The organism is Thermaerobacter sp. FW80, from assembly GCF_004634385.1.
In the GTDB taxonomy this organism is placed as follows: Bacteria; Bacillota; Sulfobacillia; order Thermaerobacterales; family Thermaerobacteraceae; genus Thermaerobacter; species Thermaerobacter composti.
In genome coordinates this window covers 1998257-2022557 of record NZ_CP037895.1, presented here as the reverse complement: position 1 = coordinate 2022557, position 24301 = coordinate 1998257, and the positions used below count along the sequence as shown (strand labels likewise).

The following is a 24301-nucleotide window of genomic DNA, read 5'->3' as shown; positions in this document are numbered from 1 at the left end:
AGAGCTGCGGAGGCCAATCCGTCACGGATCCTCCCCAAGGCTCTTCCTCCGGTTTCTCCTCTCCCGGCAGGCGGCGGGGACGCGCCAGCGCCCCGCCGCCTGCTTTGTGGGCGGCGGCGGGCGCCGGCGTCGTCGGTGGCGGCGACGCCAGAGCGGCGGCGGGCGTCAGCGCCCGCCGCCGGGCACGGCAGGAACGGTCCCGCCCGGTGCGGGGGCCCCCGCGTACCCGCCCGGGAAGCCCTGGGCGACCTGTCGCGCCATCGCGGCCGGGGCCGCGGGCACGGCGTACCAGTTCCGCTCCTGCAGGTACTGGAACAGCTCGAAGGCCATCTCGGCGTGATCCCGTGCGATGTCCAGCAGCGTGCGCCGGACCTCGGGGTGGGCCGCCTCCAGCGCCGTCCACGTGGCGGTGAGGCAGGCGTGCTTGTTCATCTCCAGGCACCCGAGGGCCAGGGCGCGGTCGCCGACCCGGCGCCCCGGGGCCGGCGCCGGGCGGTAGGGCTCGAAGGCCTGGAAGCCCTGGGTGAGGTCCGGGGCCGCCGGCGCGCCGCCGGTTCGACCGTCCCCGCTGGCGCGGTAGTCGCCTTGCGGGAGCTGCGGGGATCCCTGGCCCCGGGCCCGGTCCAGCAGCCACTGGAGCTGGCCGTAGTGGCGCCGGTACACCTGGCCGTGCCGCTCGAGGATCTGGCGGAGGCGGTCGTCCTGGGCCATGGCCTGCTCGGCCTCGGCTCGCTCGATCAGGGCGGCGTGGGCATTGAGCAGTTCCGGCAGGTTGAGGAGCTCCTTCTGGCTCAGCAAGGCTTTCCCCTCCAATTCGGAAAGGCCCTCCGCCCGTCCAGGGCGGGAAGGGGCCCGAGGTCGGTCGCCGTCACGACGTGAAGACCGGGGGCGAACCCGCTTCAGGGCGCCGGGCTCGTCCCCTCGCGTCGGGAGAGGGTGCTGCGCACCCGGCTCCACGGTCCCAGGGGGATCGGCCCGCTCCCACCTCCTTTCGCCGCCGCACCGGCCCGCCGCCCCGGGGCCTGCGGCTGGGATCCCGGCCCCGGCGCGACCGCGCCCAGGTGGGGCCGGGCCGCTCGGGCGTCGGCTCCGGGGCGGCGAAGGGATGGGAGGAGCACGTCCTGGCGCAGGAGGGCGACCACCAGGGCCAAGACCCCCGCCACGGCTGCGGCGCTGCCCAGGTAGACGACACCGCGCCCCGCGCCCAGCAGGAGCCCGAAGGCCGGCGGCCCCAGGGCGGCCCCGAAGAACCGCACCGTCCCGTAGAGCGCCGTGACGCCCCCCCGTTCGGCCGTCTCCACCGCGCCGGTGATCAGGGTGTTGATGGCCGGCAGCGTGAGGCCGTACCCGAGCCCCATGACGCTGATGGCCGCGACCCACGGCCCCAGGGCCCGCGCCCAGAACAGCGCCGCCGTACCTCCCGTCAGGAGGGCCAGCCCGGTGACGACCACCGCCTTGAGGTGGCGGGCCAACCGCCCCTGGAGGACGATGCCCGTCAGGTAGGCCGTGACCGTGGCCACCGCCACCGGGATCGCCACCACCAGGCCCTTGGCGAAGCCGCGGATGCCGAAGGGACGCTCCAGCAGGTCCGAGTAGACGCTGAGCAGCCCGAAGAGCATGAACAGGGCGGTGAAGCCGACCAGGAAGCAGACCGCCAGGGAGACCCCCTTGGCCCGGAAGATGCCGCCGATGCGCCGCAGGTAGGGGCCCGGCACCGGGGCCTGGGGCCGACGGTTGGGCTCGGGGACCAAGAGCCACAGGCCCAGGGCGGCGAGGGCCGCCAGCGCCGGGTAGGCGAAGAACGGCGCATACCAGCTGACCAGGGCCAGGGCCGAGCCCAGGATGGGGCTGGCGATCTTCCCCAGGCCGTTGCTGGCCTCCATGATGCCCATGGCCCGCGGCCGCGCGTCCCCGGTGAACATGTCGCCGGCGGCGGCCAGGGCCACCTGGTACATGCCCCCGGCCGACAGCCCCTGGAGCACGCGCCCGGCCAGGATCCATCCGTAGGGATCCTGGGCGAGGAGCGGGGCGAGGCCGGCGATCAGCCCCCCCAGTCCGAACCCCAACAGCCCCGGGATCATCACCGGCTTGCGTCCCCAGCGGTCCGAGAGATACCCCCCGATGGGGATGAACAGGCCGGCCGGCACCGAGAACGCGGTGATGACCAGGCCGATCTGGAACAGGTTGCGGTCCATGGCCGCGCCCATGGCGGGGAGCACGGGGATCAGCATGGAATTGCTCAGCACCATCACGAAGGGCACGCTGCAGAGCACCGCAAAGGCCAGACCCGTGGGGTCGCGGCGGCGCGGCACCGGTGTCACCTCCGTCCCCCGGCTCGGCCGCTGGCTCGGCCGCTGGTCGGCTCGGCCGTTCGCCGACGCGGCCGCCGGCCGGCCCTGGCGCCCGCGGGCCCGGCCGTCGCCCGACGCCGCGGTGGGGGTGAAGCCCTGCCGACGCGGCGGGGGCGGGGCCTTGCCGGCGCCCGCGGCGAGGCGGGCAACCGCCGTCGCGGCAGCCGCGGCGGTGCGGGCGCGGCCGTCCCGGCCCCCGCGGTCCCACCCGGGGTTCCCGGGGTGCGGCGGCTCGGCCGCAGCCACCGGGCCGGCGCCGGCTCGGCGCCGGTTCCACCGCCCGCCTTGCCCCGGGTCCCGTCGGCTCGGCCAACCCCGGTGGCCCCGCCGTCCGCCTGTGGCGTGGGCCCGCCGTCCGCCTGTGGCGTGGGCCCGCCATCTGCCTGTGGCGTGGGCCCGCCATCTGCCTGCGTCATGGGCCCGCCGCCCGCCCGGGCGCAGGGGGTGGCCATGGCGATCCGCCCCCGGCTGTCCGTGGCTCCGCCGGGCCGGCGGTCAACGGGCATAGTCTGCCCGCCGCCCCGCGGCCACGGCGCGGTACCCTCTGGCACGGCCACCAGCGGCCGTCGGGCGCAGCGGGCCCCCGTCCCGACGGGCCCCCGATGAGCCTCGGCAGCGTTGCGGCGCGCCGAACCAGGCCCCGCCGCATCCCCGGGACTAGCGGCGCGGCGGCGGGGAGACGTTAAGAGCACGAGGACGGAGGGATCGCCCGTTGGCAGGATCGCGCAACGACGGGAGCACGCCCCCCGGCGGGCGGGGATGGCGGGGGGCGGCCCGCGGCACCGGGGGCCGTCGCGCCGGCGGGCGGCCCCCGACGGCACGCCTCCCGCTGCGGCCCCCGGCCTCCGCGCCGGCCGGCGGCGGCCCGCCGCCCGGCGCGACCACCGAGGCCGCGGTCCACCGGGTCGCCGGACCCGCCCGCGACGGCGGGCCGCGGGGCCACGGCGCGGGCGCCGCGCCCCCGCCCGATCCCGCCGGCGCCGCCACCGGCGCCGGCGGGATCGGTGCGGCGCCGGGTCTCGTGCGCACCGATCTGGCCCTCGAGGCCATCGGCGCCTCCCAGCCGATGCCCGGCGTGCGCGTGGAGGAGGAGCGCGGCCAGGGCTACGTGGTCACCCGCGTCACCGTCACCACGCCCGAGGCCGCCCAGAGACTGGGCAAGCCGCCGGGCCGGTACGTGACCATCGAGTCGCCGGGCTTCCGCAAGCGCGACCGCCAGCTCCAGGAGCGGGTGGCCAACGTGCTGGCCCGCGAGCTGGGGGCCATGCTGCCCGACCGGCCGGACGCGTCCTTCTTCGTCGTCGGGCTCGGCAACTGGAATGCCACCCCCGATTCCCTGGGACCCGAGGTGGTGCACCGGCTGCTGGTCACCCGCCACCTGCAGGACTACGTGCCCGCCGACCTCAAGGGCGGGCTGCGGTCGGTGGCCGCCCTGGCGCCGGGCGTCCTCGGGCTGACGGGCATCGAGACCGGCGACGTGATCCGCGGGATCGTCCAGCAGATCCGCCCGGACGTGGTGATCGCCGTGGACGCCCTGGCCGCGCGGAACATCGAGCGCATCATGACCACGATCCAGATCGCCGACACCGGCATCCACCCCGGCTCCGGCGTGGGCAACCATCGCGCCGCCGTCACCCGCGAGACCCTGGGGATCCCCGTGGTGGCCATCGGCGTGCCCACGGTGGTCCACGCCCACACCATCGCCTACGACACCCTGGACGCGCTGACGCGATCCCTGCAGGAGCAGTCGGCGCTGTTCCGCACCCTGGGGCAGATGCCGGAGGCCGACAAGCGCCGCCTGATCGAAGAGGTGCTGGGACCCGCCGTCGGCGACCTGATGGTGACGCCCAAGGAGATCGACGTGTTCGTGGAGGAGATGGCCACCGTGGTGGCCAGCGGCCTCAACGCCGCCCTGCACCCGCGTCTGGACGAGATCGACCTCTCGCCCGTCTTCACCTGATCCCCGACCCCGGGTGCCGGCCGCCCCCACCCCTGGGCGCGGGCCGGTTCGTCCGCCGTCGGCGGCCTGGGGCGCCGGCCGCCCGGGCCGGCCCAACGGGGCGCCGCCCATGCCCGCCGGCTGCCGACAGCCGCCTCCATCCCGCCGGTCGCGGTCCAGGGCCCGCCTCGCGCCGGTGGCGGCGTCCGCTGCGGGCGCCGGTCCAGGCCGTGGGAGCCGGGGCTCGCCGACCGGCGCCCCACGCCGGCGCCCCACGCCGCCGGCCCACGCCGGCGGTCCGCGACGCCGCGGCGGCAGGAAGGGGCGCCCCGCCGGGCGAACCAGGGCGGGGTTGGGCGGAGGTGGCCCCGTTGCCCGTCGGCGTCTACGTCGTCGCCCTCGTCGCCTGGCTCTACTTCGTCGCCCTGGACATGCTGGCCACCGGCCTGCCCCTGGCCCTGGCGGCGGCGGGGGCGGGTGAGGGCTGGATCGGCCTCCTGGCCGGCTGGATGGGCCTGGCGGCCATGATCCAGCGGCCGTTCCTGGCCGCGTGGGGGGACCGCCACGGCCACGGGCGCCTGCTGGTGGCCAGCCTCGCTGCCGCGGTGGCCGGCGCCGTGCTCTTCGCCGTGCGCCCGGAGCCGGGCGCCCAGCTCCTGGCCCGCACCCTCCAGGGCACGTCCCTGGCGGGGCTGGTGGTGGCCAGCCAGGCCCTGATGGCGGCCCTGGCGCCGGTCCCGCGGCGTGGCCGGGCCCTGGCCCTCCAGGGCCTGGCCGACACCGGCGGCGTGCTGGTCGGCACGAACCTGGGGGAGTGGGCCTGGCATCATCTCGGACGAACCGGCCTCTTCGCCGGCGCAGCGGCCGCGGCCGGCGTCGCCCTGGGGCTGGCGGTGGCCGGTCGTCGTGCGGTCATGCCCAGCGCAGGCGGCAGGCCCGCCGGCACGGGCCCGGCCCGGGCCGCGGTTGGTCCCGGTGCGGCCGCCGGTGCGCGGCCCGCCCCGCGGCTGCGAACGGCGCTGGCGGCCGCCCGCCCCCGCGCCCGGCGGGGTGGGGAAGCCGGCTGTCGGCAGCCGGCGGCGCGGCCTGGGGTCCTGCCGCTGCCGTCCGCCTTCCTGCTCCTCGGCGCCCTGATCGGAGCGATCTTCGGGACGGCGCTCAACCTGACGGCGCTCCATGCCCAGGCCGCGGGGTTTCGCGCCGGCGGATGGCTGGCGGTCTTCGCTCTGGTGGCCATGGCGGCGCGCTACGCGGCGGGCACGGCCATTGACCGCGCCGGCGGGGGGACGGCGGGCGCTTCGGCGCCAGGGATGGCGGGTGCGGTCCGCCCGGCCCGGCGGCTGCTGGCGCCGGCCTTCGGCCTGATGGCGGCGGGCGAGGCCCTGCTGGCCGCGGCGTCCGGCGGCCCTGCCGGCTACGGCGTCTACGCCGCCGCCGTGGTCGTCGCCGCCGGCTACGGCATCGCCCACACCGCCCTGGCGGCCGCCGTGGGCGGCGCCCCGCCTGGCCGGCGCGGGACCGCCGCGGGCTGGTTGGCCAACGCCATCGACCTCGGGGTGGGCGCAGGTCTCGCTGCCCTGGGCTGGGTGCTGGAGCGGTGGTCGTTCCCCCTGATGTACGGCGCCCTGGCAGGGGCCGCGGGGCTGGGCGCGGTCCTGGGTCTTGCCACCCGGGGTGACCGGCTGCGGCCGGAGGCCGGCGCCCGGCCATAGCCGCCGGGCCGCCGCCCGGCTCGGCCGTCGGGACGCGCCGCCGCGCAGGGGCCCCGCAACGGGCATCGTCGCGCGGTTCGTCCCCCGCCGAGAGGCTTACGCGGATGCCCCCCGGGGGCGGGAAGTCGCAACGGCATCGCCACGCGATTCGTCCCCGCCCCAGGGCCGGGCCCCCCGCAGGGCCCCCGGGCGCCGCAGCCGGGGTCGTCGCCGGGTCGCGGGCCGACGGCCCCGGGGCCGGGACGGACGCTCCCGGAGCCCCACCGGGCTGGGGCGGCAGCGTCCCGCCTAGCTCCACATCGCCCGCGCCTGGGTCAGGAAGGCGCCGTACCGGTCCATGACCTCGCGCCGCAGGGCCTGGTGGTCGGGCTGCCGGAGGTCGGGGTCCTGCTCCAGCAGCCGCCGCGCCACCTGGCGGGCCTGGCGGAGGAGCTGCGCGTCCCGCACGGGGTCCGCGATGCGCAGCGCGGGCAGTCCGTGCTGGCGGGTGCCGAAGAAGTCCCCGGGGCCCCGCAGCTGGAGGTCGAACTCGGCGATCTCGAAGCCGCTCTGGGTGCGGCACAGCGCCTCCAGCCGCTTGCGCCCCTCCGGCGTGGCCGGGTCGGCCACCAGGATGCACAGCGACTCCTTGGTGCCGCGGCCGACGCGGCCGCGCAGCTGGTGCAGCTGGGCGAGGCCGAAGCGGTCCGCCCCCTCGACGATCATCACCGTCGCGTTGGGCACGTCGACCCCGACCTCGATCACCGTGGTCGCCACCAGGACGTCCAGGGCGTGCCGCTCGAAGGCCGCCATGACCCGCTCCTTCTCCGCCCCGGGCATGCGGCCGTGCAGGATCCCCACCCGCAGCTTCGGGTAGTGGCGGGCGACGAACTCCGCCCAGGTGGTCACCGCCTTCTGCTCCGCGTCGCCGGCGCCGTCGGCCGGTTCGTCCACCAGGGGACAGACCACGTACCCCTGCTCGCCGGCGGCCACCCGGGCCGCCAGGAGGTCGTACGCCCGGCGCCGCTGCCGTCCCCGCAGCCACAGCGTCCGCACGGGCCGCCGGCCCGGGGGGAGCTGGTCGATCACCGAGACATCCAGATCGCCGTAGAGCGTCAGCGCCAGGGTCCGGGGGATCGGCGTCGCCGTCATGACCAGCAGGTCCGGCACCTGGCCCTTGCCCTGCAGCAGGGCGCGCTGGCGCACGCCGAAGCGGTGCTGCTCGTCGATGATGACCAGGCTCAGGTCGTGGAACCGCACCTCGTCCTGGATCAGGGCGTGGGTGCCCACCACCACCGGCCAGCGACCGCTGGCGAGGCCCGCCAGCACCCGCTCGCGGTCGCCGGCGGGCAGGCTGCCCACCAGCGACACCACCGGGATGCCCACCGGGGCCAGCAGCTGCTGCAGGCGGCGCGCGTGCTGCTCCGCCAGGATCTCCGTGGGGGCCATCAGCGCCGCCTGGCCGCCGCTCTCCACCGCCTTGACCATCGCCCAGGCGGCGACGACGGTCTTCCCCGAGCCCACGTCCCCCTGGACCAGGCGGCGCATGGGCCGAGGCGCCTCCATGTCGGCGCGGATCTCGTCCAGCACCCGGCGCTGGGCGGCGGTCAGCTCGAAGGGCAGGCTGGCGAGGAAGCGGGCGACCCGCGGCCCGTCGGGTCGGTGGGCCCGCCCCGGTTCCTGCTGCTGCTGGCTGCGCACCCGGGCCAGGGCCACCTGCATGACGAACCACTCCTCGAAGGCCAGGCGCCGGCGGGCCGCCTGCCAGGCGGCGGCGTCCGGGGGGAAGTGGATGTGGCGCAGGGCGGTGGCGCGGTCGACCAGCCCCAGCTCCTGGCGCACGGCGGCGGGCAGGATCTCGTCCACCTGGTCGGCCAGGGCGCCCACGACCCGCCAGGCCAGCTGCCGCAACCAGCGCTGGTTCACGCCCTCGGTGGCCGGGTAGATCGGCACAATGCGGGCCGTGTGGACCGGCTCGTCGGTCGCGCCCTCCAGCACCTCCACCTCGGGGTGCTCCATCTGCAGGCCGCGGTAGCCGGCGTCGACCCGCCCGCTCAGCAGCACCGTCCGGCCCGGCACCAGCTGCTGGAGGCGGTACGGCTGGTTGAAGAACACCGCGTCCAGCCGCCCGCTGCCGTCGCTGACGGTGACGCGGACCACCGTCCGCCCCGTGCGGGTCGGCACCCGCTGGGCGTCGAGCACCACGGCCTGCACGGTGGCCACCTCCCCCGGCACCAGGCGGACGATGGGCTTCCAGACCGAGCGGTCCTCGTAGCGGCGGGGCAGGTGCCAGAGCAGGTCGCCCGCCGTGGACAGGCCGAGCCGGGCGAGGCGCTGCGCCTGACGGCGGCCGACGCCGGGCAGGCGGCCGAGCGGCGTGGTCAGGGTGACGGACCATGGCTCCACCCTCCCCCGCCCCGGAGCGGGACCGGCGCCCGCGTCCCCGCCCGCCACCGCTCCGCCGCCGTCGCGGCTCGCCAGGCGCGAGGGAGCGGAGCCACCGTTCGCCCCGCCCATGGCCCGCGCCGCGGGGACCGGGCGGTGGTCCCCGGCGTCGCGGGCCGGCGGGAGGTGGCGGGCGGCGTCCGCCACCAGGGCGAGGGCGCGGGCCACCCGCTCCTTGCGGAGGGCGGGCGCCAGGTGGGCGAAGTCGTGGAAGAGCCGGTACGCCTCGCGCAGCGGGCCGCGCCGGGCGGGGGGCAGGGTGCGGGCGACCGCCTCCAGGGCCCGCCGCACCCCCGCGGCCGCCTCGTCCGCCGGCAAGGCCGGGGGCAGGTCGCCCGCCGCCTGCAGCGCCTGGATCAGACGCCGCCAGCCGCCGTCCGGCTCTCCGCCCAGATCCCCCCGCACCCCGGCGCCGGCGGGCGCGCTCCCCGCCGGCGCCGCCTGCCCCACGTCGCCGTGGGGACGCGGATCCCGCCCCGCCGGCGTCCCGCGGGTCGGGGGCCGGGACGATGCCCTCCCTGGATCGCGCGCCCTGGGCTCATCCATGGCCTCACCTGCGTCACGCCGGTACCCAGCGCCTCGCAAGGGCGCGACGGCACGGGGGGTGCCGGTGATCCGCCGCTGCCGCCCGGCTCAAGCGGCGGGCCTTCGATCGGCTGCGGTCGCGGTGGCGCGTTGCGCGTTGCGCGTGGCGCGTTGCGCGTCATCCGCCGGTGTCGCCCGGCTCGGACGGGTCGGCGGGGTGCGCCCCGCCCGGGGCCGCCGTCCCGGGCGCAGGGGGCCGCGTTGCGACGCCCTCCCCCGGCGCCTCCGGAACGCCCGCACCGGCGCGGGGCGCGCCGGCGCGGGCAGCGCCGGTTCCTCCGCCGCCCGGCGCACCGCCGGCCGGGACCCGCACGCCGGCGACGTGCACGTGCACGCGCACCCGTTGCTCGCCCACCGCGCGGCGCACCGCCTCCCCCACGCGCCGCATCACCGTGCGTGCCACCTCCTGGATCGGGACCCCGTAGGTGACCACGATGCTCACGGTGACGTCGATGGCCTGGTCGTCGGCGACGGTCACCTCGACGCCGCGACCCCGGTCCTCGCCCAGCAGGCCCGCCAGCCCCTGGCGCCACCCCCGCGGCACCGTGCCGGCCACGCCGGGGCAGTCGGCTAGCGCCGCACCGGCGATCCCCGCCACGACCTCCTCGCTGATGGCAATCCGCCCGTGGTCCGTAGGATACTCCAGCACGTCCAGCTCCCGCTTTCGCCCGGTCTCGGCTTGCTGCGGCGCGGCGGGGCACCCCGCCGCCGGAAGCCGCCTCCCTCCAGGTTCCCTTCGCCCTCCCCGCCCTGGGGTCCTCGTCCCCCCCACGGCGCCCGGGCGTCGAAACCGTCACCTGCAACGCCGCTTCGTTTCAGGCATCCGATCCTTGAAGATCCGCGGTGCCGGTCTTACCCGGCGATGCGCCGACGCCAGGTTCCCGCTGCGTCCGGGAGGGCCTTCCAGGCAGCTCTTCCGTCCGCCCCGTCGCCGCCGGTCCGCCCCGTTGGCGGCACCCGACCGACGGCCCTGGGGCGCGGCGGACCCTTCCTTGTCGCCCGCAGGGGCCTGTGGTAGAATCGGCGCCGTGATCTGCACCCCTCGGCGGCCGCCCCGGCGTCCATCGGGGCGCCGGTCCGTCCCGTGGGTCGCGGCGGGTCATGCCCCGGGGTGGTCCCGACCCTCCGCGGCGGCCCGCGGCGACCGCGCTCCCCGGCCATCGGGCGGGAAGCCGCGGATTCCGAGCGGATCCCCGGCCGTGGGAGGCTGGCGCCAGGACGGGGCGGGGACCGCGTCCCTGCCGGCAGCCCCGGGAGTGGGAGGAATCGTCACCATGGCTCGTCGCTGTGCCATCTGCGGCAAGGGCGTCGACTTCGGGAACCAGGTGAGCCACTCCAACCGCAAGTCGCGGCGCATCTGGCTCCCCAACCTGCAGCGGGTGCGCGCCGTGACCCCCCAGGGCGTGCGCCGGATCCGCGTCTGCACCACGTGCCTGAAGTCCGGCCGCGTGGTCCGGGCCCTGTGAACGGCGAAGCGCCGTCGGACCGCCGGGCTGCAGCGCATCCACGCACCCACCGGCCGGCGCTCGGACCGCCGGCGGGACCGCGAGCAGGGGTCGGCTAGGTCGCCGACCCCTCTCTGCTTCGGTTCGCCGGGTGCTTGCCGCGGCGGCCGCAGGAGCGCCGACCGGGCGCCACGCACCCTGGCGCGGTGCCGTCTCGGTTCTGCCGGGGGCCGGTCAGGGCCGCCGGCCCCTTCCTTCCGCGCCGGTTCCACCGGTCTCCGTTCGCCGCGGTCGCCGGCCGGGCAGGGGTGCCGCCGGCGGGCCGCGGCCGATGGACGGTGGCGGCAACCCGCGCACCCCCGCCCGTGGGCTGCGGAGCGGCGCTCCAGGCGACCGGTCCCCTCGGACGCCCCGAGGTCACCCGCCCGCGCCGGGCGTGCCCCCAAGGCCGCGGCCCTCTCGGGCGCGGACCAGGAGCGCGTCCAGTTCCGCGGCCGACACCCGATAGACGGTTCCGCAGAAGTGGCAGCGCAACTCGGCGCCCCCGTCCTCGCGGAGCATCGCCTCCAGCTGCTCCGGCCCCAGGCTGAGCAAGGCCCGCTCGACCCGCTGGCGGTCGCACCGGCAGCGGAAGGCCAGGGGCTGGCGGCCGAGGATGCGCGGGGCCAGTCCCTCCAGGCCCCGTTCCGCCATGGCCTCCGGCGTCAACCCGGCATCGATCAGCCGGCTGATGCCTTCCAGTTGCCGGATGTTCCCCTCCAGCCGCCGGATCCAGTCGTCCGGATGACCCGGCAGCAGCTGGAGCAGGAAGCCTCCCGCCGCCCGCACATCCCCTGCGGGGTTGACCAGGACGCCCACGCCCACCACCGAGGGCGTCTGGTCCGAGCGGACCAGGAAGGCGGTGAGGTCGTCCCCGATCTCCCCCGACACCAGCGGCACGCTGCCGGTGTAGGGCGTGCCCAGGCCGAGATCCCGCGTGACGTGCAGGAACCCGGGCAGGCCGACGGCTCCCCCCACGTCCAGCTTGCCGTCGGGGCGCAGGGGCAGGTCGACGTGGGGGTTGCGCACGTAGCCCCGCACCGACCCATCGGTCTCGCCCACGGCGAGGATCACGCCCAAGGGGCCGCTCCCCGTCACGCGCACGGTGACGCTGGCGTCGTCCTTGAGCTGGGCCGCCAGGAGGGCCGTGCCGGTCAGGACGCGTCCCAGGGCGGCCGTCGCCGTCGGCCACGTGTCGTGGCGCCGCCGGGCCTCCTCCACCAGGTTCGTCGTCCGGCAGGCAAAGGCGCGGACCCGGCCGTCGCCGGCCACGGCGCGGACCAGGTAGTCGCCCGCGGGGTCCGGCCGTCCGCCGTCCCCCTGGGACGGGCCCGGTTCCTGCGTTGCGCCCCCGCCTCGGCTCGCTTCCCGTGCCCCCCGCCCGTGGGACGGGGTCGGGCCCGCGTCCGGCACCGCCCCGCGGTCCGGTGCCGCACCGCCGTGGTCTCGTGATGGCCCGCGTCGCGTCTGTGGGCGGTCTGCCGACGTCATGGCGCACCATCCTGGCCGGGGCCGTCCCGTTCCCGCGGCCCCGGCCGCCCCTGGGCCGCCGGCCCGTCGCCGTCCGCCGATGGACGGCTCCCCGACCGTCGTCGGGGCTTCGGGCCGACGTCACCTATGGTGCCATCCCCGTGCAGACCGGGCAACGTGGTCGGCGTGATGGGGCGCGGCGCGGTGGGCGGGTCGGCCGAGCCGCAGGGCGTGGCGGGCGGGGCCGCGCCGTCGCCCGACACGGGCGGGTCCGCCCGCATGGCTGCAGCCCAGGTTGGGCCGCGCCGCGGTCCGACGCGGCCCGACGGCGCCCGGCGGCGCCCTGGCCGCGAGGCGCGTCGCCGTAGCGGCCAGGGCGCCGCCGGCATCGCAGGCCTCAGGATCGCCCGCCGCGGCGGCGGAACAGGCAGCCCAGCAGGGCGGGCAAGCGCACGACGATGACCCGCACGGCCACGGTCGATCCCTCCCGGTGCGAGCCCCCTCGGGGTCCCGCCCCAGGCTATGGCCCGGCCGGCCGGCCGGTGCCTGGCCCAAGGGCCGGCGCCCCGTCACCCGCCTCACCGCGGCGCGGGGCGCCGGTGCCCACCCCCCCCCTCACGGGCGGGTCGCCCGTCGCCGGGATCCGCCCGCCGCAGCCTCCGTTCGGGACCGCCCCGCCTCAGGGCCGGGTCGATGCGCTCGTCGCCACGGCTTGCCGCAGGCGGGCGAGGTTCGCCTCCACCGGCGCCCGCTGGTTGAAGACGGCCGATCCGGCGACCAGCAAGTCGGCCCCTGCCGCCGCCGCCAACGGCGCCGTCTTGGGGTCGATGCCGCCATCGACCTCCAGCCACGGGCGCGGCCCCGCCGCGGGCAACATCGCCCGCAGGGCCCGGAGCTTGTCGAGGGCCAGCGGGAGGAACGCCTGCCCGGCGAAGCCCGGGTTCACGCTCATCACCAGCACCAGGTCGACCTCGGCCAAGAGCGGCTCCACGGCGGTCGCCGGCGTCCCCGGGTTCAGGGCCACCCCGGCCCGGCACCCCAGGGCGCGGATCATCTGCAGCGCCCGGTGCACGTGGGGCGTTGCCTCGACGTGGACGGTGACCACGTCGGCCCCGGCCTCCGCCACCGCCGGCAAGAGGGCCTCGGGGCGCTCCACCATGAGGTGCACGTCCAGGGGCAGGGACGTCAATCGTCGCACCGCCGCGATGATCGGCGGTCCGAAGGTGAGGTTGGGCACGAAGTGGCCGTCCATCACGTCCAGGTGCAGGCCGGCGGCGCCCGCCGCCTCGGCGGCCCGGACCTGCTCCGCCAGCCGGGCGAAGTCGGCCGAGAGCAGGGACGGCAGCACCACGGGTCCCGCTCCCGGCGCGGGCCACGCCAGCGGACGGGCGACCGGGCTTCCCGCCTGCGCCCCCTCCCTGTCGTCGCCGGGGTCGCCCGCGCCGGCGGTCCCGTCCACCGCAGGCCGCCCCCCGCCGTCCCCGGCCCGGCGATCCGGGCCCGACCTCGGCGGCCCCTCCTGCCCCTGCCGTCTCGGCATGGTCAACCTCCCGTCCCTCCCGCGCCGGCGCTGCCCGGCCGGCGGCGCGAATTCCACCGGCCGGCCTGGCACCAGAGCGCCCCCGCGCCCCGGCGGGCACCGCTCCGGGTGCCCTGCCGACCCCGGCGCCGCCGGCCGCGGCCACCCCATGGCCCGCAGGCGGCATCCGACCGGCCCCGCCTCACCGGTATCGCTCGGCGAGCCGCTCCTCCACCTCGGCCAGCAGGACCAGATAGTTCTGGTAGCGCCACGGCGCGATGCGCCCCTGGTCCCGGGCCGCCCGCACCGCACAGCCCGGCTCGCTGCGATGCAGGCACCCGCGGAAGCGGCAGTCCGGCGCCTCCCGGCGGATCTCCGGCCAGAGGTCGCCCAGCTCCTCGGGTTCCAGGTCCGGCAGGTCCAGCCGGCTGAAGCCCGGCGTGTCGGCGACCCACCCGCCCAGGGCCAGGGGCAGCAGCTGCACCGACCGGGTGGTGTGCCGCCCCCGGCCCAGCTTGCGACTGATCTCGCCCGTGGCCAGCCGCAGCCCCGGCTGCAGGGCGTTGAGCAGGGTCGACTTCCCCACGCCGCTGGGTCCCGCCAGGACGGTGACGCCCTCCCGCAGGGCGTCGGCCACCCCCTCCAGACCCCATCCCCTGGGCGCTGCCACCAGGTGCACCGGGTAGCCCGCCAGCCGGTAGCCTTCCACCAGGCGGGCGAGCGGTTCCGGCAGGGGCCGGTCGGGCGCGTCCACCACCAGGTCCAACTTGGTCAGGCAGAGGACCACGGACAGCTCCAGCGCCTCCGCCTGGACCAGCACGCGATCCATCAGGATGGGCACCGGATCGGGGTGCTGGAGGGACTGGACCAGCAGCACCCGGTCCACGTTGGCGATGGGCGGCCGCACCAGCCGGTTGCGACGCGGAAGAACCCGCTCGATGGCGGCGCCGCCCGGCTGGAGCGCGACCTCCACGCGGTCGCCGGTGAGCACCTCGCCCACCTCGCGGCGCAGCCGCCCCCGCAGCGCGCAGAGGCACACCTCGCCGTCGTCGAGACGCACCTCGTACAGGTTGGTCTGCGCCTTGGTCACGATCCCCGTCCGCAGCGCCGTCATGGGCTTCCCGCGTCACCTCCCCCGTGCCTCCCACGACGCCCGTCCCCGGGCGGCTGGTCCACCGTTCTACGAAGCCGGCCCCTCCCGGCGCCCCCTCGTCAGCCGTCGTCCCCGCCGCCGTCCGGGGTCCCCTCGCCGTCCACCGGTTCGCCGGCGCCGGGGGCCGGTTCGTCCGACGTCCTGTCCCGCCCCTTCCCCTTGCCCCCCGACGGCTCCAGGGGTCGACGCTCGACCAGCTGGCCGTCCACGTAGATCAGGGCCTGGGCGCGGTCGCCCTGCCAGCTGACCGGCACCTCGATCCCCTGCCCCCCCTGGACGGTCCCGTCGTACACGGTCCGGCGGCCGGCGGCGTCCTCCACATCCACCCGCAGCCGGTGCGAGCCGGATCCTTCGATGCGCACGTCCAACGTCGCCTGGTGCGTCGCGCCGGCCTTCCCCTTGCCGGGCGGCGCGGGCGCCGGGCCCTTGCTGACCACCAGGTCGACCCGGCTGCCCCGTTCCACCGACGCCGCGGCCGCGGGATCCTGGCCGATCACCGTCCCCGCCGGGTACGGGCTGTGCCGCTCCTGGACGGCGCCCGCCACCAGGCCGACCGCCCGCAGCTCGTCCTGCGCCCCCGCCACGGTCAGGCCGAACAGCGACGGGACCACCACCGGCCGCGACTCGGGTCCGCGGGAGACGGTGAGGTAGACGGTCATGCCGGCCTGGATGGGGCTGCCGGGACCGGGATCCTGGTCCACCACCACGCCCTCGGGCTCGTCGGCGTGCTCGTAGCGGACCTCGACCACCAGGCCGGCGTTCTCCAGGCGCAGCCGGGCATCCCGCTCGGCCAGCCCGCGGACGTCGGGGACGGAGAGCCACTGCGGCCCCTTGGAGACCACCAGCTCCACCGTCTGCCCCATGCGGACCCGCGCGCCGCCCTCCGGCCGCTGGGCGATGACGGTGTTGACCTCACTGTTATCGTAGCGCTCCTCGACGATCTGCCACTGCAACCCTGCCTGCTCCAGGCGGCTCTGGGCCTCGATCAGGGGCAGGCCCTCCACCGCGGGCACCGTGACCACCGGCGGCTGCAACCAGCGGCGGACCGCCGCCCCCGCGACCAGGGTCCCGGCCAGCAGAAGGAACACGGCCAACGCCACGCGCAGGGCCCGGCGCCGGCGGGCGCCGGGCCCTGCGGGGACCGTGGCTCCGACGCCCGGGGCAGCCCCGGGAGCGGGCTCACCGGGCCGGGGTCGGGGACCGGGATGCGCGGCCGCCCCGTCGGCCAGCGCCCCCGCCGCCCGCAGGCCCTCTCCCGCCCTCCCCGCGGCGCCGGGCGCCGGACGGCCGCCGGTGCCGGTTCCCGGGCCGGCCCGGGCCGCCGGGCGCAGACCGCGGCCCCGCCCCTTGGCCCGTCCCTCCCGCGGGCCGGGGGCCGCGGGACCTGGGCCGGCCACCCGCGACCCCGCGCCGGACGTTGGCCGTGCCTCCCCGGGGGCTGCGCCCCCGGACTGGGGCGCCGCGAGCCAGGAGGCTCCGTCGGCCGCTGCGACCGCGGCCCCCGCCGCATCCGGGCGGGGGCCGCGGCGCACGGCGCCCGACGCCCGGCGACCCGCCGCCGCTTCCGCCCGCCCGCCGCCTGCCACCCCATCCCGGCGGCCGTCCCCGGCCCGCGGGTCGATGGCGCCAGCACCGGCGCCGGGGCCGGGGCGCAGGCCCTGGGCGTCGCCGCCGTCCCCGCTCCCTGGGCCGCCGTCGCCCCGGCTCGGGCCACCGCCGTCCCCCTGGCCGGGGCCGCGGGACCTGGCGTCGGTGCCGCCGGCGGCGCCCCCCCCCTGGCGGCCTTCCGCCGCCGGCGGGGCGCCCGTGCGGCCGTCGAGGTCCGGCCCGCTCTCGCCACCCTGCTCCCGTCCAGGCCCCCCCGCGGACCGCGCCGGTCGGGCGGCCTCCCCCCTCGGGAGCCGGCCCCTCGTGGGGGGCCGGCCACCAGGGTGTCCTGCACCGCCTGCCGAGCCAGCGCCGTCACCGGGCGCCCCGCCAGGAAGCGCTCCAGATCGGCCCGCATGGCGGCCGCCGAGGGGTACCGGCAGTCGGGGTTCTTCTCCAGCGCCTTGAGCACGATGGCCTCCAGGGCGCGGGGTACCGCGGGGTTGAGGGCGGACGGCAGCGGCGGCTGCTGGCCCAGGTGCTGCATGGCCACGGCCACCGGGCTGTCCCCGTCGAAGGGCAACCGGCCGGTGAGCATCTCGAAAAGGATCACGCCGACGGCGTAGAGGTCGGACCGCTCGGTGGCCGGCATGCCCTTCGCCTGTTCGGGCGCGAAGTACTGGGCGGTGCCCACCATCGCGCCCTGGTCCACCACCGTGGTCGTGGTGCCGCTGGCCCGGGCGATGCCGAAGTCCGTCACCATGACGCGGGCGTCGGGCGTGATCAGGATGTTCTGCGGCTTCACGTCGCGGTGGATCACGCCGTGCTGGTGGGCGTGCTCCAGCACCGCCAGCACGCGGCAGGCGATGCCCGCGGCCTCGGCCGGCGGCAGCGGGGCCTTCTCGCGGATGTACTGCTTGAGGGTGATCCCGTCGACGTACTCCAGGACCAGGAAAGGGTGGCCGCCGTCCTCGCCCACGTCGCGCACCGCCACCACCCCGGGGTGGGAGAGGCGGCGCACGGCCTCGGCCTCCCGCCGCAAGCGGCGCAGGAAGGCGCCGTCGGCGACGTACTCCGCCCGCAGCGCCTTGACGGCCACCGTCTCGCCGGTGACCTGGTCCGTCGCCTTGTAGACCACCGCCATGCCGCCGCCGCCCAGCAGGCCGGTCACCCGATACCGCCCCGCCAGCACGGTGCCGATCACGGGGCCTCACCGTCCCACCAGGCCAGCACGGCGGTGATGTTGTCGCCGCCGCCGGCGGCCAGGGCGGCCTGGATCAGGGCGTCGACCCGGGCCACCACGTCGCCCGGTCCGCCCGCGGCGAGCAGGTCGGCCAGCATGGCGTCGGGGAGCGCCTCGCTGAGGCCGTCGCTGCAGAGGAGCAACAGATCCGAGGGCTCGAGCTGGACCGTGGTCTCATCCACGGGCACCGAGGCGTCGGTGCCGATGGCCCGCGTGAGCAGGTTGCGCTGGGGGTGGCGACGAGCCTCCTGCTCCGTCAGCGCACCACTGCGGACGAACTCCTCCACCAGCGAGTGGTCGCGGGTGAGGCGGGCGAGGTAGCCCTGCCGCAGCAGGTAGGCCCGCGAGTCGCCGACGTGGCAGAGCTCGACGGCACCGCCGCGGCCGATGACCGCCGCCGTCAGCGTGGTCCCCATGCCGCTGAGGCCCGGATCGCCCGCCTGGCGCCGGAAGACCTCCTCGTTGGCCGCCAGCACCGCGTCGGCGAGGGCGGCGCCGGCGACGACCTGCTCCCGCAGGGTGCGCAGGGCCAGCCAGCTGGCCACCTCCCCGGCACGATGGCCCCCCATGCCGTCGGCGACGGCGACCAGCCAGCCGTCGTCGCCCGGCAGGGCTTCGGCCAGGTAGGCGTCTTCGTTGTTCTCCCGCACCCACCCGGGGTGGGTGCGGGCGGCCAGGCGCAACACCGGCATGCCCTCTCCCTCCGTGCGCCGCGGAGGCCGGCGGGCCTGCCCCGGGCCATCCCCTCACCCGGCGATGTGCGGACAGGCCACCGGCCCGAGGCGTCGCGGGACCCGGCCGCCGCCGCTCCCGGCGACGGCCCCCGCGGCCGCGCGACGCCCCCCCACCGCATCCCTCAGGCGCGAGCATCCCGACGGCTTGAGGATTCGGCGCGAGCGCCCATCTCCCTCGCGTCCCTCGCGCACCGGTGGGTCGCGACCGGCCCCGCCGGCCCCCCGCCGCGCCCCCGCCAGGCTGGGCAGCGCCGGCGCCGCCGCCGTCCCTCAGCTCGACCCGTCTCCCGCCGCCGCCAGCGCCCGCCGGCGCAGCTGGCCGCAGGCCGCCTCGATCCGCCGCCCCAGCTGCCGCCGCACCGTCACGTTGACCCCGCGCCGGCGCAGGGCGGCGGCGAAGGCCTCGACCCGTTGGGGCGACGGCGCCTTGAACGGTCGCTCGCTGACGGGGTTCCACGGGATCAGGTTCACGTGCACGGGACCCCCAAGGCCCGCCAACACGTCGGCCAACTCCGCGGCGTGCTCCGGGCGGTCGTTGACGTCCTCGATCAACACGTATTCGAAGGTGATGCGCCGTCCCGTCCGCTGGACGTACTCGCGACACGCGTCCATCAGCTCGGCCATGGGCCAGCGGCGGTTGACCGGCATCAGCCAGCTGCGCAGCGCGTCGTTGGGCGCGTGGAGGGACACCGCCAGCGTGATGGGCAGGCCCTCCTCGGCCAGCCGGCGGATCTGGGGCACCAGCCCCGAGGTCGAGACCGTCATGTGCCGATAGCTGATCCCCGCGCCCTTGGGGTGGTGGGCGATCCGCAGGAAGCGGAGGGTGGCATCCAGGTTCTGCAGCGGCTCGCCGATGCCCATGACCACCAGGTGGCTCACCCGCTCCCCCTGGACGACCAGGTGGCGGTTGACCACCAACAGCTGGCCGGCCATCTCCGCCGCGCTCAGGTTGCGCACCAGTCCGCCCAGGGTCGACGCACAGAACCGGCACCCCATGGCGCAGCCCACCTGGCTGGAGACGCAGAGGCTGAGGCCGTACCGGTAGCGCATCAGCACGGTCTCGATCAGCTGCCCGTCGGCCAGCTCCAACAGGTACTTGCGGGTGCCATCCTCCGGGTCGACCTGGACGGCTCGCACTTCCGGGACCACCGGGTCGCCCAGGGCGGCGAGGCGCCTCCGCAGCGCCTTGGGCAGGTCGGTCATCGCCGCGAAGCGCGTCACGCCGCGCCGGTGCATCCAGGTGAAGATCTGCTGGCCGCGGTACGACGGCTCGCCCCACGTCGCCAGCGCTGCGGCCAGTTCCTCCGGCAGCAGGCCGACCCACTGGCGGGTGGGCACGGGCAGGAGGTCGGGCGTCGCGTCCCGCCCCGCCGGGCCGGACCCGGCGGCGTCCCCAGGGGCGCCTGCCGCCACCGGACCGGCCGCCGCCGGTTCGCCGCCCGTCGCCGGGACCGTCGTGGAGTCCGCCGCGACCATCCGTGGCCCCCTGCTCTCCGCCATGGCACCTCACCTCGCCCGCCTCGGCAGCGACGCGGGCGGGGCCCCGCCCGGTGCCGCTCCCCCTCGCCGGGCCGGCCCTCGCCCGGGCATCGGCTGCCGGGCCCCGCCCCGGCATCGTCCCCCGGGCCGCCAAGGCCGCCGGGCCGCCTGGCCCCGGGCTTCGACTGCCGGGCCGCCCGGACCGGGGCTTCGGCTCACCGCACCCGCCGCAGCCGCGCGATGAAGAACCCGTCGACCCCGTGGCGATGGGGCCAGAGCTGGATCCAGCCTCGCTCGGTGCCGGGTTCGTCTTGAAGCGGCGCCGGCAGCCAGGGCCGCAGGTCCTCTGCGACCAGGGCGCCGCCTGCCTCCGCCAGGAAGGCCTCGACGACCTGCTGGTTCTCCTCGGGCTCCGTGGTGCACGTGCTGTAGACCAGCACGCCCCCCGGCCGGAGGCAGGCCGCCGCGGCCCGCAACAGCTCCCGCTGCAGCCGGGCCAGGGCCTCCACGTCCCCCGGCGCCTTGCGCCAGCGCAGGTCGGGTCGCCGGGCGATGACGCCCAGGCCGGTACACGGCACGTCGGCCAGGACCCGATCGGCTCGCCCGCCCAGCCGCTCGGGCAACCGGCGCCCGTCCAACGCCAGGCGCTCGATGCATCGCAGGCCCAGCCGCCGGGCCGCCTCGCCCACCTTGGCCAGCCGGCGCCGATCGACGTCGCAGGCCACCACCCGGCCGCGGTCGCCCATGCGCTCGGCGATGTGGGTGGACTTGCCGCCCGGGGCGGCGGCCACGTCCACCACCAGCTCCCCCGGCTGGGGGTCGAGGACGTGCACCGCCAGCATGGAGCTCTCGTCCTGCCACGTCAAGGCCCCCTCCCGGAAGGCCTCGAGCTCCGCCGGCTGCACGCCGTGGCCGATGCGCAAGGCCTCGGGGACGAACCGGCCCGGCTCCACCGGCACCCCCCGGTCGGCCAGGGCGGCGGCCACCGCCTGGGGCTCGGCGCGCAGCCGGTTGACGCGGGCCGACAGCGGGGGGACCCGGTTGTTGGCCGCCAGCAGCCGCTCGGTCTCCTCCGGCCCCAGCCGGGCCAGCCAGCGGTCCACCAGCCACCGCGGGTGGGCATGGACCAGGGCCAGGTGGCCCGCCAGGTCCCGCTCCCGCGGCGGCACGGCCGCGTGGGGGAAGCCGCGGCGGACGGCGGCGCGCAGGACGGCATTGACGTACCCGGCGGCATAGGCCGGGCCGTGGCGGCGCACCAGCCGGACGGACTCGTCCACGGCGGCGTGGGCGGGGATGCGGTCCAGGTACCAGAGCTGGTAGGCGCCCAGCCGCAGGGCGACCCGCACCGGCGGGTCCAGGCGCTCCGGCGCCCGGCGGGAGAAGTGCGCCAGGGCCCAGTCCAGCGTCCCCTGGCGCCGGGCCACGCCGTAGGCCAGCTCGGTGGCCAGCGCCCGCTCGCGGGCGGAGAGCGCGGCCCGACGCAGGACCCTGGTCAGGGCCTGGTCCACGTAGACCGACCCCGTCTCCGCGGCCAGGAGCGCCTGGAAGGCCGCGTCCCGGCCGCTGACGGCGGCGCCGCTCCCCGGCGTGCGGGGGCGCGCCGCGTCGCCTGCGCGTGGGGCCACGGGAGCGCGCCCCGGGTCACCGGCGCCCGTCGCCACGCCGGCGCGGACCGGGGCCCCCGCCGCGCCCGGCGCCCCCTGGCGCCCCACGCCGCCTGCACCCGCCGGCACGGGAGGCCGCGCCGGCGCACCCTCCCCGGCCCGTGCCGCAGCGTCCTTGGCCGTGCCGCCGCCCACGGCGGCGCGGTGGGCGCCGGTGGGCACCGGTGGCCGTGCGGCCGGCGGCGCCGCGCCGGGGGGCGCGCCCGACGAGGGGCCACCGGTGCCGCCGCCCGGCTCCCCCCGCGTCCCGTCGCCCCCCGCGCCCTCCACGTCGAGGGGGCGCCCCGCCGGCGCCCCCCGCTGGCCGTCACCAGCTGCGATCATCGCCTCACTCCCGGCGCCCGCGCAGGGCCAGCAGGTAGAGCAGCTGCATCACCGCCATCACCATGGCCGCCACGTAGGTCAGGGCGGCCGCCTGCAGCACCGCCCGGGCGCCCCGCACCTCCTCCCCGCGGAGGTAGCCGCCGCCGGCCAGGGCCGCCAGCGCGCGGCTGGAGGCGTTGAACTCCACGGGCAGGGTGATCACCTGGAACAGCACCGCCAGGCTGAACAACAGGATGCCCAGGTCGACCAGCGACGTCAGGTTCAGGATGAGTCCTAGGAAGAACAGCGGAAACGCCAGCTGCGAGCCGAACTGGGTGGCGGGGATGATGGCGTTGCGCAGGCCGAGCCACACGTACCCCGTGGCGTGTTGGATCGCATGGCCGACCTCGTGGGCGGCAATCCCCTGGGCCGCCACGGTGGAGCCGTAGTAGACGCCCTCCGACAGGCGCACCACCTTGCTGCGCGGGTCGTAGTGGTCGGTCAGCCGCCCGCCGATGGGCTCGACCCGCACGTCGTCGATCCCCGCCTGGTGCAGCAGCTGCCGCGCCACCTCCGCCCCGGTGAGGCCGTTGGCCGCCCGCACCCGGGCGTAGGTAGCGTAGGCCGACGAGACCTTGCTCTGCGCCCACAGCGCCAGCAGCAGGGCCGGCCCGACGAACAGCATGTACAGGGGGTCGAAGACGAACACGTCCACGCCCTCCTTTCGGAAACCAAGTCAACCTGCGCTCCCGCCGGCGGCGAGGGCACCGCTCGCCGCCGGCGTCCCGGCCCGCTCACGCCCTGGCGCCCGGACCGGGTGGGCGTCGACCCCGGCGCCCGGGCTCCGCTCGGCACGGCGCGCCGCGAGCCCCACCGCGCCGCCCCCCGACAAGCCGGGCCCGTCGACCGCCCACCGCCCGAGGTCGGGTCTCCGCCGCCGGGACCGCAGCCCGGCCGACCCCAGATCCCCGGCGGAGGGGAAGTCCGGCGCAGCATCCCGGCCGCGACCCTAGCGGCCGCGGGCCTCCACGGCCTCGACGCCCGGGCCGTGGGGCGCCGGGCCGGCGGACGCCGCATCGGACGAACCGGCCTCCGCCGGGGCGAGCAAGCGCTCGCCCACGGCCAAGCGGTAGCCGTTGACCATCTCCTGGGGCGTCAGGGGCCGCCGGCCCGCCGGCTGCAGGCGGCGGATCCACACCGGTTCGTTCAGGCACTGCACGGCCACGGCCTCGGGCCGCACGGCCACGATGGTCCCCGGCGGCGGTGCCGGTGGATCCGCCGACGCCGCCCCTCCCTGCCCGCCGCGGGGCTCCGGCCCCCGGTCGCCTCCGGCCCCGGTCGCCTTGGCCCCGTCGGCCCCCGGCGCGGCCGCCTGGGGTGGCGTCACGGTGGCGCCAAACAGCTTGAGGATCCGACCGCGCCAGAGGGTGCGGGCGCCCGGCCGCGGATCCAAGGCGCGGATCCGCCGGGCCACCTCGACGGCGGGCCGGTTCCAGTCCACCCACTCCTCCTCGGGCCGCAACCTGGGCGCCGACGTCGCCTGCGCCGGGTCCTGGGGACGGCGCGGCGCCTTGCCCTCGGCCACCAGGCGCAGGGTCTCGCCCAGGAGCTCGGCACCCGCCCGGGCCAGACGGTCGTGGAGCTGGCCCGCCGTGATCGCCTCGTCCAGCGGGACCTCCCGCTGGAGGATGATGTCGCCCGTGTCCAGGCCCTCGTCCATCCACATGGTGCTGACGCCGGTCACCCGGTCGCCGGCCAGGATCGCCCGCTGGATCGGTGCCGCTCCGCGGTGGCGGGGGAGCAGGGAGGCGTGGAGGTTGATGGCCCCCAGCCGCGGCACCGCCAGCACCGCGGGCGGCAGGATCTTGCCGTAGGCGACCACCACCAGCAGGTCGGGCCGCCACGCCTCCAGCTGCGCGACCACCGCCTCGTCCAGCCGCTCGGGCTGCAGCACGGGCAGGTCGTGCGCCTGGGCCACCACCTTGACCGGCGGCGCCGCCGGCGCCAGCCCCCGACCCTGGGGGCGGTCCGGCTGGGTGACCACGCCGACCACCCGCACCTGCCGCCGCAGGAGTTCCTCCAGGCTGGGCACGGCGAAGGCCGGGGTGCCCATGAAGACCACCCGCAGCTCGCTCTCCGGCGGCAGCTCCACCACCTTGCGGGCGCGGTCGGTGATCAGCACGCCGTCCAGGTGGTCGATCTCGTGCTGCAGGCACCGGGCCAGCAGGCCCTCCGCCTCCACCCAGACGCGGCGACCGCGCCGATCGAGGCCGGTCACCTGGACGGACGTGGGCCGCTCCACCTCCGCCAGGATGCGCGGCAGCGAGAGGCAGCCCTCGTAGCCGGCCTCCGTCGCCTCGCCCCGGCGCACGATCTCGGGGTTGATCAGCTCGATCAGCCCGTCGCCGACGTCGACCACGATGATGCGCTTGGAGACGCCGACCTGCGGGGCCGCCAGGCCGATCCCGTCGGCGGCGTACATGGTGGCCGCCATGCGGTCCAGCAGCCGCCGGATCTCCCGCGTCACCTTGGGGACCGGCTGGGCCGGCGTCCGCAACACCGGTTGGTCCGCGCCCTTGACGATGGGCAGCGGCTCGGCCTGCGGTCGCCGGTCCCCGCGCCGCCCCTGCCGCCGCGGGCCCTCGGCCATCGGC

Annotated in this window: 17 protein-coding genes; 3 read left to right on the top strand and 14 right to left on the bottom strand. The window is 77.6% G+C overall.

Annotation, left to right across the window (positions count from 1 at the left end; genetic code table 11):
* Positions 1-165: 165 nt before the first annotated feature.
* Together E1B22_RS08345 and E1B22_RS08340 are read right to left on the bottom strand one after the other, a co-directional pair.
* On the bottom strand, positions 166-798 hold the full coding sequence (locus E1B22_RS08345; protein ID WP_135225278.1) for a spore coat protein: 633 nt from the start codon (positions 796-798) through the stop codon (positions 166-168).
* Positions 799-899: 101 nt separating this feature from the next.
* The gene (locus E1B22_RS08340; RefSeq protein WP_243123266.1) at positions 900-2312 is read right to left on the bottom strand and encodes an MFS transporter; all 1413 of its coding nucleotides are present in this window, start codon (positions 2310-2312) and stop codon (positions 900-902) included.
* A 751-nt stretch (positions 2313-3063) separates the two neighbouring features.
* On the opposite strand from E1B22_RS08340, the gene gpr reads away from it, so the two are divergent.
* On the top strand, positions 3064-4311 hold the full coding sequence (gpr, locus tag E1B22_RS08335; protein ID WP_243123265.1) for a GPR endopeptidase: 1248 nt from the start codon (positions 3064-3066) through the stop codon (positions 4309-4311).
* Positions 4312-4661: 350 nt separating this feature from the next.
* Complete coding sequence (locus E1B22_RS08330; RefSeq protein ID WP_135225277.1) at positions 4662-6002, top strand: MFS transporter; 1341 nt, start codon at positions 4662-4664, stop codon at positions 6000-6002.
* 288 nt (positions 6003-6290) lie between these two features.
* Here E1B22_RS08330 and recG read toward each other — a convergent pair whose 3' ends face one another.
* Positions 6291-8972 (bottom strand): ATP-dependent DNA helicase RecG, encoded by a 2682-nt coding sequence (gene recG / locus E1B22_RS08325; protein WP_135225276.1) that lies wholly within the window; start codon positions 8970-8972, stop codon positions 6291-6293.
* Positions 8973-9129: 157 nt separating this feature from the next.
* On the bottom strand, positions 9130-9660 hold the full coding sequence (locus E1B22_RS08320; protein WP_135225275.1) for an Asp23/Gls24 family envelope stress response protein: 531 nt from the start codon (positions 9658-9660) through the stop codon (positions 9130-9132).
* Positions 9661-10285: 625 nt separating this feature from the next.
* On the opposite strand from E1B22_RS08320, the gene rpmB reads away from it, so the two are divergent.
* Positions 10286-10477: a 50S ribosomal protein L28 gene (rpmB, locus tag E1B22_RS08315; RefSeq protein ID WP_135225274.1), complete on the top strand. Its 192-nt coding sequence runs from the start codon at positions 10286-10288 to the stop codon at positions 10475-10477.
* A gap of 396 nt (positions 10478-10873) precedes the next feature.
* On the opposite strand, the gene hslO is transcribed toward rpmB, so the two are convergent.
* From hslO to fmt, 10 genes are all read right to left on the bottom strand, one after another.
* The gene (hslO, locus tag E1B22_RS08310) at positions 10874-11986 is read right to left on the bottom strand and encodes an Hsp33 family molecular chaperone HslO (RefSeq protein WP_243123264.1); all 1113 of its coding nucleotides are present in this window, start codon (positions 11984-11986) and stop codon (positions 10874-10876) included.
* Between the two features lie 658 nt (positions 11987-12644).
* Entirely contained in the window at positions 12645-13424 is a 780-nt protein-coding gene (rpe, locus tag E1B22_RS08305; RefSeq protein ID WP_243123263.1) for a ribulose-phosphate 3-epimerase, read from the bottom strand.
* Between the two features lie 262 nt (positions 13425-13686).
* Complete coding sequence (rsgA, locus tag E1B22_RS08300; RefSeq protein WP_135225273.1) at positions 13687-14598, bottom strand: ribosome small subunit-dependent GTPase A; 912 nt, start codon at positions 14596-14598, stop codon at positions 13687-13689.
* 98 nt (positions 14599-14696) lie between these two features.
* Positions 14697-15725 carry a PASTA domain-containing protein gene (locus E1B22_RS08295; protein ID WP_167758897.1) on the bottom strand — a complete coding sequence of 343 codons (1029 nt, stop codon included), beginning with the start codon at positions 15723-15725 and terminating at the stop codon, positions 14697-14699.
* Complete coding sequence (locus tag E1B22_RS08290) at positions 15623-17428, bottom strand: protein kinase (protein ID WP_135225271.1); 1806 nt, start codon at positions 17426-17428, stop codon at positions 15623-15625. The genes E1B22_RS08295 and E1B22_RS08290 overlap by 103 nt, the downstream gene beginning before the upstream one ends.
* Entirely contained in the window at positions 17425-18159 is a 735-nt protein-coding gene (locus E1B22_RS08285; RefSeq protein WP_135225270.1) for a Stp1/IreP family PP2C-type Ser/Thr phosphatase, read from the bottom strand. The genes E1B22_RS08290 and E1B22_RS08285 overlap by 4 nt, the downstream gene beginning before the upstream one ends.
* Positions 18160-18471: 312 nt before the next feature.
* A complete protein-coding gene (gene rlmN, locus E1B22_RS08280; protein WP_135225269.1) occupies positions 18472-19677 on the bottom strand; it encodes a 23S rRNA (adenine(2503)-C(2))-methyltransferase RlmN in 1206 nt (401 codons plus the stop codon).
* 218 nt (positions 19678-19895) lie between these two features.
* The gene (rsmB, locus tag E1B22_RS08275) at positions 19896-21668 is read right to left on the bottom strand and encodes a 16S rRNA (cytosine(967)-C(5))-methyltransferase RsmB (protein ID WP_243123262.1); all 1773 of its coding nucleotides are present in this window, start codon (positions 21666-21668) and stop codon (positions 19896-19898) included.
* 4 nt (positions 21669-21672) lie between these two features.
* A complete protein-coding gene (locus E1B22_RS08270; RefSeq protein ID WP_135226041.1) occupies positions 21673-22356 on the bottom strand; it encodes a zinc metallopeptidase in 684 nt (227 codons plus the stop codon).
* 300 nt (positions 22357-22656) lie between these two features.
* Positions 22657-24297, bottom strand: a complete 1641-nt coding sequence (fmt, locus tag E1B22_RS08265; RefSeq protein ID WP_135225268.1) for a methionyl-tRNA formyltransferase — start codon at positions 24295-24297, stop codon at positions 22657-22659.
* Positions 24298-24301 lie beyond the last annotated feature (4 nt).

Bases quoted from the DNA above. Each gene is read 5' to 3' on its own strand.
- recG (WP_135225276.1), bottom strand. From the start codon at position 8,972: ATGGATGAGCCCAGGGCGCGCGATCCAGGGAGGGCATCGTCCCGGCCC.
- rpmB (WP_135225274.1), top strand. From the start codon at position 10,286: ATGGCTCGTCGCTGTGCCATCTGCGGCAAGGGCGTCGACTTCGGGAAC.
- hslO (WP_243123264.1), bottom strand. From the start codon at position 11,986: ATGACGTCGGCAGACCGCCCACAGACGCGACGCGGGCCATCACGAGAC.
- rsgA (WP_135225273.1), bottom strand. From the start codon at position 14,598: ATGACGGCGCTGCGGACGGGGATCGTGACCAAGGCGCAGACCAACCTG.
- E1B22_RS08285 (WP_135225270.1), bottom strand. From the start codon at position 18,159: ATGCCGGTGTTGCGCCTGGCCGCCCGCACCCACCCCGGGTGGGTGCGG.
- rlmN (WP_135225269.1), bottom strand. From the start codon at position 19,677: ATGGTCGCGGCGGACTCCACGACGGTCCCGGCGACGGGCGGCGAACCG.
- rsmB (WP_243123262.1), bottom strand. From the start codon at position 21,668: ATGATCGCAGCTGGTGACGGCCAGCGGGGGGCGCCGGCGGGGCGCCCC.
- fmt (WP_135225268.1), bottom strand. From the start codon at position 24,297: ATGGCCGAGGGCCCGCGGCGGCAGGGGCGGCGCGGGGACCGGCGACCG.